The sequence below is a fragment of the Megasphaera sp. SW808 genome, from assembly GCF_012027795.1.
GTDB classification, from domain to species: domain Bacteria; phylum Bacillota; class Negativicutes; order Veillonellales; family Megasphaeraceae; genus Megasphaera; species Megasphaera stantonii.
The window spans coordinates 61,638-71,031 of sequence record NZ_SJOT01000012.1; the positions used below are offsets into that span (position 1 = coordinate 61,638).

Annotated in this window: 4 protein-coding genes and 1 pseudogene; all 5 read left to right on the forward strand. The window is 47.9% G+C overall.

Annotated features, from left to right (window positions below; genetic code table 11):
• Positions 1 to 2,244: a hypothetical protein gene (locus E0L13_RS06325; protein WP_168061101.1), complete on the forward strand. Its 2,244-nt coding sequence runs from the start codon at positions 1 to 3 to the stop codon at positions 2,242 to 2,244.
• Between the two features lie 19 nt (positions 2,245 to 2,263).
• Positions 2,264 to 6,949: a transglycosylase family protein gene (locus tag E0L13_RS06330; protein ID WP_168061103.1), complete on the forward strand. Its 4,686-nt coding sequence runs from the start codon at positions 2,264 to 2,266 to the stop codon at positions 6,947 to 6,949.
• Positions 6,950 to 6,951: 2 nt separating this feature from the next.
• The gene (locus E0L13_RS12020) at positions 6,952 to 8,475 is read left to right on the forward strand and encodes a phage tail fiber protein (protein WP_168061105.1); all 1,524 of its coding nucleotides are present in this window, start codon (positions 6,952 to 6,954) and stop codon (positions 8,473 to 8,475) included.
• A gap of 19 nt (positions 8,476 to 8,494) precedes the next feature.
• The gene (locus E0L13_RS11780) at positions 8,495 to 9,055 is read left to right on the forward strand and encodes a hypothetical protein (RefSeq protein ID WP_206081550.1); all 561 of its coding nucleotides are present in this window, start codon (positions 8,495 to 8,497) and stop codon (positions 9,053 to 9,055) included.
• 15 nt (positions 9,056 to 9,070) lie between these two features.
• Positions 9,071 to 9,394, forward strand: a pseudogene (locus E0L13_RS06345) (hypothetical protein); the annotation flags it as partial.

Consider the following 9,394-nt stretch of genomic DNA (forward strand, 5'->3'; position numbering starts at 1 on the left):
ATGCCGACGACACAAACAAGTAACGCTGTGGGGACTGCCAGACAGTTTACCCCGCAGCCTCAAAGTACCTATCAGAGACAACTCTTAGTCCCGCAGTTCGGAGGGAATATCCGGGCTTCGGAGACTTCTAAAGGTGCTCAGTTAGCTGGGGCTTTGGGTGTCCTCAGCGAAGCTATTGGGCAGTTCTCGTCTGATTACGATAAGAGACAGAAGGAAATTGCCGATGCCGTGATTCCTATCCTGTACGGCAGGGAAGACCATGAAACCCGGCTGACAATGGATGGAATCGCTATGGTGAATAAGGCTGGTATCGGGGGATTGCAGGATAACCCCTATGCCTTGGCTCTCATCGACCAGTTGAAAGGGCAGGAGATTTCTTCGGAGATTCTTAAGCGGTACGATGCCTATACCTCTCAGGAGCGATTGAAGGGTACTCTGGAAGAAGAGATAAAAAGTTATGATGAGTTCTTTAATGACAATGTGCAGGAGTATTTAGATCAGATACCCATAAACAATCGGTACGCTATGGACAGAGGGTTGTATGAATCCCGTGTAGTCAATACCGGCAAGGTAGCTAGTAAGTTTGTAGCCGAAAAAGAGGAACAAATGTCTATCAATCGGGCAGAGTCTATCTCCACATTTGTCTCGGAAAACACACGGAACCGCTGGAAATGGACGGATGAGGAAATCACGGATTTTACGAACCAGATAGGCAATTTACTAACTACGACACAGGAAAGAGACCCGACGAAGAATTATCAGATTTTGTCTAACCTTGTCAAAACGATTGCCGAAAACACGGGGGATTACAGGATTCTTGAAAAGCTGAAAGATACTCCCGTCTATGGCGATTCGGTTATTGGGGATTTTATAGATATAGAGAAGTTCAAAGACATTGCCAATGAGTCCAATAGTAAACACTGGATGGAGCGGAAACGGACTATTTATGACGGCATGTCCAACTGCAAAGACAAAAAATCACTGTATGCCTATGTGGACGGTCTGGACGCAGAAGACCGGGAAATCGCTTCCGGAATGATAGGCGGGCGTTTGTCTGCTATCGAAGCGGAAGAAAGACAAAAGCGTGCGACGGACTACGCTTTCCAGAAAGCCCAGCAGAAGGCTATTGTTGGAGGCTTGAATTTGTCTGCACAGATTGAGGCTATCATGAACGGTCAGACAGTAGATGCAATGGGGAATCCTATCGCATTATCTGCGGCGGACTACAAAGCATTGAATTATTCGGAAACGGATATGCAGACGGCTGTGAATACTGCCTTGTCTAATCTCAATCCAGACAATACGGAAGATGTCGCAAAGTTTATGCGTCTGGTGTATCACCCGGCATTCAAGAAGATTTCTTCGGATACGATTACTAACTTTGCGGCTATGGGGCTGAATAGTTTGACACCAGACAATCCCAATATGTCTCCTATGCTTCAGGAAGTGGTCTCGTTATATACGAAAGTTCCGGGGTACTTCAACGACGTACTCACGGATTCGACAACGAAAGCTTCTGTCATGTGTCTGGCAAACTTCGGAGTCGATAAGTATTTGCAGGTACGGGACACGCTGAACGATTCTTCCCGGTTGAAAGCACTAGATGATGAAATGGAACCCTATGTGAATGACGGGATTTCTACCATGTCTCTACCGATGTTGGATGACGGGAACAGTTATGACGGGTTTTCCTATACAGAACCTAACTCTGCGCAGTTACGAGAAACCTATGTGAACTACTCCCGTGTCTATCGTGCTATGGGATTTACCCCTTCAGAAGCAATAAGACAAGCGGGTTTCAAAGTTGCTTCCGAGTATTATACGTTCAATGGCTGTCCTATCCCTGTAGCAGCAACAAGACTGTGTGGTATTGGCGGGACAGACCCCGATACGTGCCGGAGTGCATTCCAGTGGGTACTTCGTACTCGGTTTAATAACTATTGCGCCTCCAAAGGAATAGACCCTTCCGTTGTCACAGTTACATATAATAACCAACAAGCCAATGGGACGGCGTTAATATCCTTCGTCACCTCTGCTGGCACACAGACATATCCGCTCATGGATTTGGTAGAAGAAGCCAGAGCAAACCTGAGACAAAGTAACAATCAGACATATGCTCCGCCGGAAGGAGAAGAACGTTCTGAATCATATTCCTATGACAGTCCTTCTACAGAACGGGAACAGGGAGAAGCGTACGAATACGACCCGTCAGGTACAGCTTCAATGACACTAGGATTTAGATAATAAGAAAGGATGGTGAAGTATGCCCTCGGAACAGAGAGAAATTGATATAGCTAAGTTCATGGCAGCTATTAGGGGCAATGAGTCCGGCGGGAGCTATGATGTGTATAACGTTTCTGGTTCAGGATGTGCCGGTGGCTACCAGTTCAGTCAGGATACATGGAATGCCTACGCCGCTATAGCAGCTCCTGCTTATGTTGGTATAGACCCTGCGCAAGCCCCGCCTGAAGTGCAGGATGCTGTCATGCATGAAAAGTGCGAACGAATGTATGAAAAATATGGTGGAGATTTCCGCTTGATGGCTGTAGAACACTATGGAGGTGAAGGTGCTGCGAACGCTGCCTTGACAAATGGGTATATCCCTGATACGCCGGAATATTACAACGGTGACGAATATCCTTCTCAGCTCGCTTACGCCAATGATATTGTGGCACGCATGGGAAGTCCTCTGCCGGGTATTGGTGGTTTGTCTGCGGCTCTGAAGCATAGCCGGGGTGTTTATCAGCCCAATGCAGCCTTCCCTATTATCATCAATCCAGAAGTATATCAGGTGAACCGGGACGACCGGCCTTTCGGAGACAAGCTGGGAGACACCTTTCAGAGCGTGTGGTACGAGAACGGCACCATAGCGGCCATACGGACTGCCCTGATAAAAAGCGGAAATCGCAGTCTGAAGTCGGATGCTGGGTGGTCTCCTTCGGAAGCAGACTTGGCTCTCATGGATGAACTGCTGGGAGACAATCAAGTAGCGAAAAATTCCGTACTGCTGAACTCGGATAATGCCGCCCAATTCAAGGCGTTCCTTCAGACAAAGAAAGAAGATTTAGATCGGGAAAAGAGAGCCGAGCAGACTTCGTTCGGCCTTCATTCGGTACTGGGTGGTCTGGCCGGTATGCTCTTAGACCCTATCAACTTGATACCTTTTGTAGGGCAGGAAGCGTTGGTAGCTAAAGTCGGGGCAAGGTTAGGCTCAAAGGTGCTGGCGGATATTGGCACAAAACGAATTTACCAGATAGCGGAGACAGGGCTGGCACAGGGGATGGTTAATATGGCCGACTCCTATTTGTCTCAACGCTATGGCATCCATGAAGCGAACTATGCTGTCGCCGGTGTCCTTGGGGCTGCCGGGGGTGCTGCTACACGAATGCTTCGGACAATGAAGAACGCCGGAGTCAATACCAATGGCCCCAATATGAAATCCTTCGAGGTACAGGCGAATGCCAATCAGACACAGGCCGTCCGGGATGCAATGGATATGGGGGATGCCGTGTCTCTGAGTACCCATGTAGAATTGCGGAAAAGAACGGAGGTGGAACAGGAGCTTTCTAAATTACTCGGGCTAACAGACACTTCATCGCTGAAAAGAAGTAAGCAGGTGCAGAAGGCAATGGACATGTCTATCAGGGGGCTGCTCACCTCTGTGTCTGATGTAGAATCCTTGGTAGGTAAAAAGGGAAATCAGTTATTGCGAAGAGTCGGGCTGCCGGAGGACGCTTCACTCACTGACCTGCTTCGTGTGACCCGTGAGAATCCCGATATTTCCAGACAAGTGAAGAAGGCTGCCGAAAAGTACCGCAAGCGGACATTCTCTACGGACGTATGGGAAGGCTTCCGACAATCCCTCTTGAAAGATAAGAATCCTGAGGTAAGTTTGTCTCAATATGCGATGGAAGCCCTGACGGATTCTGCAAAGGCCAATACCTTACGCTTGCAGATTGAAAAGAATACGGGCAAGAAGATGAGCAACCGGGAAGTGCAGGAAACCTTGAAGAAAATCATGTATCGGGAAACAGGCGTGTCTTACACCGACGATGGCACGATTATCTCCAATGGGGTTCGGATTCGACCTGAATCTCCCATTCACAACGCCATCGTGCACCCAGAAACCTTCGACCCCTCCATGAAAGACATAGACATGGAGATGACCGAACCTCTCCCCGGCTCCACTATATACTCTGCGTCCATATCCCCGGAAGAGCTGCAAAAGCAAAATCCCGCATGGGTTTCTGACGAAGCTAAGCAAGCTTTTGCACAGGAGCCGGAGTTTGGCGTAAAGAGTAAAAAAGAAACCAGAGAAGAGACACAGATTTCCTTTGCGAGTAAAATAGGAAAGTATCTGGGGCAGAAGATGCAGGACACGAAGTTCCTCGGAAATACCTACGGACACTTTACAAACTCTGTGTCTAATCACTTACGGTCATTCGGTCGTAAATTATTAGCAGATGCCAGAGGAAATCCCGAGCGAAAGGCAGAAGGTATGGAACTTCCCTTGGAAACCGTCAAGAGTATTCTGTACCGTGATTTGAATACGCTCATCAAGCAAGCGGCTGTTAACTATCCTTCCTTTTATGCGAAGGTGGGAGGAATGCCGAAGACAGCGAAACGGAAGTTCGGGCTATCCTTGCAGAAAGCCTACGATGCGAAGATGCGGGGGCTGAGTATTGACTCGTACCCGAAAGAGATTCAAGACGGCGTTAAGGCTATTGAAGAGTTCCGTAAAACCCTCAACGTCATGAACAAACAGGCAGGACTTATCGACGAGGCTATTGAAGACACGGGGTTTTACCGTCGTGCGGATATAGACAAAGTGTCTGAACTCCTGCTCCACTTTGATAATCAGGACGATGCCGTGGAATGGCTTACGGACTACTGCGTGGAAGCTGCCGACCGCTCGGCCTTGGAAAAGCGGTGGAAAGCTGACTTGGCAAAACGGCAGGCGGATGTAGACAAACGGTTAAAAGAAGGTAAGAAAGTCTCCGAAGCAGAGGAAGAAGCCTTGGCTACGGAAATACTGGACGACTACATCCGCCGGGAAGCTCATAAGTGTGCGAAGGGGACGCTTGACCGTAATTTGTCCGCTACCCGAACGGAAATGTATGACATAAATCGTATGAGCAAAATGGAAGAATACCAGAGAAGATTTCCCATGAACACCTCCCACGTCTACAGTAAAGAACTGCCAAACGGCGGTGGTGTCTGGACATACGATGATTGTCTGCGAGAGTGGGACGCTGTACGTATCATGCATGATGTAGCGAACCGTTCAGCCGCACGTATTACCATGGCTTCGCACGGTGTCACAGATATGGGAGCCTATTTCAATAAACAGCGGGATGTTATATATCGGGAACTGCGAGTAGCTGCTGAGAATAAAAGGCTGATAAACCGCAAAGAAATCAAAGACCAGTTGGATGAATATGACTACATTGTGTCTAAGTTTACCGGGTATCGGTACGGAGCTATGCAGTACGAAGACCCCATGAATGACCTCGCCCGATTCCTTACTAAGGTATCCTATGCAGCTAATGGGATGAACATGGGGACAAACCAGATTAGTGAAGCCACTGGAGGTGTCGGCGTTGTCGGGGTTCGTGCGATGACACACCTGCTACCCGGTCTGCACAAATGGCTGTATGGACTGAGGCACACCGCTTTGTCTTATGAGCAGATGAAGAAGCTTGCTGTTGCCAGCGAGTATTGCCACTATAACTTTTTCAATCCCATGGACTTAACGACTCCTAAAATGGATCGTATCGGAGTCCGGGCGAAGATTGTAGGAGCTGCTAATGATGCGGCGGACTATGCGGCTGATATTACTTCTGCGATTAACCAGTTGGGGCAGATGACGGAAAACAGTATTGCTGGTCTGGAAATGGATGTTATGTCTGATGTTATGGATTGGTGTCTGTTAGGCAAGAAGTCCCACTTATTCGACTCGTATTACCTGAAAGAAGCCGGGATTCGGGATGTAGACAAATTTCAGTCTGTTATCCGTAAGTGGTTCGGAAACTTGGATGAAAATGACCCCAATGCTGTTGTGAAGGCTATATTAGGGATGAGAGATAAAGACTATCAGACCTATTTGTCTTTACGAGCTTTTACGCAGCAGACAGCACAGCGGGCTATCCTTCAGCCGACTCTTGGAAACGATAACTACTTTGCGAAACGTGGGGCATGGCCTATCTTCTTCCAGTTTAAGAACTTTTCCCGTATGGCTTTGGATTCTCACTTGGGGAGATTCTTGGAAAAGCCCGATAAAGAGAAGTGGGGTATCTTTATGTCTTCTGCTATCGCTGGGGGAGCTATTTGGGCAGTACGAACACAGGTGTATGCCAACTGGAAGTACAAGGATGAAAAAGAAAGACAAAAGTATTTAGACGAAACTTTGACTCCTGCTAACTTCGTCCGTGCCGGATTCACCCGAGCATCTACGACGGCGGGGCTTTCCTATGCTAATGATGCCTATGAAATGTTCTCTGGTGCCCCTACAGTCCGAACAACAGTAAGCCGGAGAAGTACAGACGATTCCCTCGGCGCAAGAGTAGACCAATTGCCCGCAGTAGGGACAGCAAACGATTTACTCTTTGGAGTAGGCGGGAGCGCATGGGGTTCTATTCATGATCTCATCACGGACAATAGAATCTATCAGGATGACGCTAAGACTATGACTGCCTTATTCCCTATAGATAAATTCGTAGGGACACAGGCCGTTTTGTCTGGTGTACTGGACATGCATCAGGGAGATTTCGTTTCGGAGAATTTCCAGAAGCGGCCTACTAGTGTTCCGACACGTAATCCAGTGCAGATTCTACAGAAAGCTATTACAGGAACTAACGACGTGGAAGAAAACGAAAAGAAACGTAAAGATTCTCAGAAAAGGAAACGGGATAAAGACAAACCAATAATTGAAATGAAAGGGAAGTGGTAATAGTGCCGGATTTAAAAGCGAGTGTGTCTTTTACAGCCGACGGAACGACTAAGAAATACTACTTCAACTTCGACTATATCAATCCAGAGTATATCAAAGTAAACGTAGGAGGGACGGAACTTTCCTATCCCTCCGATTACTCTGTAATTGATAGAGCGGTCGAATTAAAAGTAGTTCCTGCAAAAGACACGTTAATACGAATATACAGACAAACTCCTTCTAACAGAATCATTGAGTGGGCGGACGGTTCCTTTATTAAAGCCTCACAGATGACGTTAGGGGACTTACAGCAACTCCACCTTATTGAAGAAGCACAGGACTATCCAATTTTAAATGGTATCTCAACGTATCCAGACGGAGAGAACTTCAATGCAGTAGGGAGACGCATCATCAACGTAGCCGACCCTGTGAATCCCCAAGATGCAGTCACAAAGAACTACATGGAATCCGTACAGGACGGGTTTGTGCAGCGCAATACGGCCATAGAAAACAATATCAAAGCTATGCAGTCCGATGTGACCACGAAGAACCAGCAGGCGCAACAGGCTAAGGATACGGCGCAGAAGTGGGCGGAATCCCCAGAGTCCCCCGATACTCTCGAAGACACGGAAAGTCCTACGGGAAAGACCCAGAGTGCTAAAGGATGGAGCCTGACAGGTAAGCAGTGGGCAAAAGATTGGGCTATGTCCGACACTTCCCCCGATGGTCTTGAAGATGCTGACAGTGACACGGGAAAGACCCAGAGTGCTAAAGGATGGGCGCAACAGGCTAAGGATATGGCGCAGCGAAATATAGGTCTGAATGTGTTACAGAGAAATAAGGAGTACGCCGTCGGCGATATTGCCTATAGTCCCTTACTGCCCTCATGGGCAAGGCTGGAATGCATCACAGCAGGAACGACAGGGGCGGAAGAACCAGCGGAACTTCTGAGTACCCCCCCCGTGGACAGTAAAATAGGATTGTACATTACAGATGGTACGGTAACATGGATAGTCGATGACGTGCGAGATGGGACGCCCATTGGCAGTGTAAGAGGCAGTTTATATCTGCCGAAAGGATACATCAAAGCCAATGGAGCGACGGTCAATCGTGCGGACTATCCGAGACTGGTCAAATTTATAACGGATAATAATTTATGGACGGATGACGTGACGGGAAATCTGGGGTTGTTTGGTAAGGGGGACGAGAGTACGACGTTTGTAGTACCTAACTATGTAGGCCGCATGGTGACTTATAAAGATACAGGGGCAGGGCAGACACTTGATGCGGGGCTGCCGAATATTACTGGTGAATCTGGCACTGTTTCTGGGGCGCAAACAAACGTCTCGCAAGGAGACCCGCTGAACCCGTATGATAAAGGGGCGTTTGTAAGAGTTCTAAAGAAAAAGGGGGTAGGATATACAACGAATGATGTCTGGAACATGTTTACGCTTAACATAGATGCCTCCCGCAGCAACGCTATCTACGGCGCATCAGACACAGTTCAGCCACCTGCAATATCCCTTATCCCAGTTATCCGCTACTAAAAGGAGCTGAGATTTTATTATGACGATACAAGCAGGACAATACGTAACTGACGGCACGGCAGTCTTTATCATCGACGACGTGCGGGACGGATTTCGTGTCGGAGACATCGTGTTTAGACCCGTATTACACGACGGATTTATCAAAGCAAACGGCGCACAGGTCAAAGCCAGTGACTATCCTAGACTGGTTAAATATGCGCAAGATAATGGTCTGATTGTCGATGATAATTCAACGGATAAGACAAAGTATATGTACGATGCGGGGGCAGATACGCTGACATTACCTGATGCGCAGGGCAGGGTATTACAGGGGACTACGGATAGTATCAAAGAGATTGGAGCAGGATTGCCTAATATTACTGGTATTATGTCTACACATACGAGTGTAGGGATATTTGGTGATGTGCCGGAATATAATGGATGTTTTGAGTTAGGAGACAGTATGCCGAGAGCACCAGAATCGATTGCAATACAAGGCTATAAATTAAATTTTGACGCATCATTAAGCAACGCTATCTACGGCGCGTCTGAGACCGTACAGCCCCCAGCCTTAGCCCTGATACCACAGATTAAATACTAGGAGAGGTGATACAACATGGATAAATCATCGGAAACAAAACTCGTCTACACATACGGAGATGACGGAAAATACACAGGCACAAAGACCTTAGACTACACAGACCGCAGCCCGATTAGTGGGATATGGCAGATACCGGCAGGCTGCACGGAGATAGCACCGCCAGAACCCTCGGACGGCATGGAACTTGTCTGGAACGGCGAAAGCTGGGAACAACAGCCGAAGCCCGAAGAACCAGAACCACCAGAGCCGACAGAACCTACAGAGGAAGAAAAGCTGCAAATGGAGGCCAACAGCACAAGAGCTAACTTGCAGACCATGGCAATCAACGCCATGATGATG

Excerpts from the sequence above, each read along its gene's own strand:
- E0L13_RS06325 (WP_168061101.1), top strand. The coding sequence starts at position 1 with ATGCCGACGACACAAACAAGTAACGCTGTGGGGACTGCCAGACAGTTT.
- E0L13_RS06330 (WP_168061103.1), top strand. The coding sequence starts at position 2,264 with ATGCCCTCGGAACAGAGAGAAATTGATATAGCTAAGTTCATGGCAGCT.
- E0L13_RS11780 (WP_206081550.1), top strand. The coding sequence starts at position 8,495 with ATGACGATACAAGCAGGACAATACGTAACTGACGGCACGGCAGTCTTT.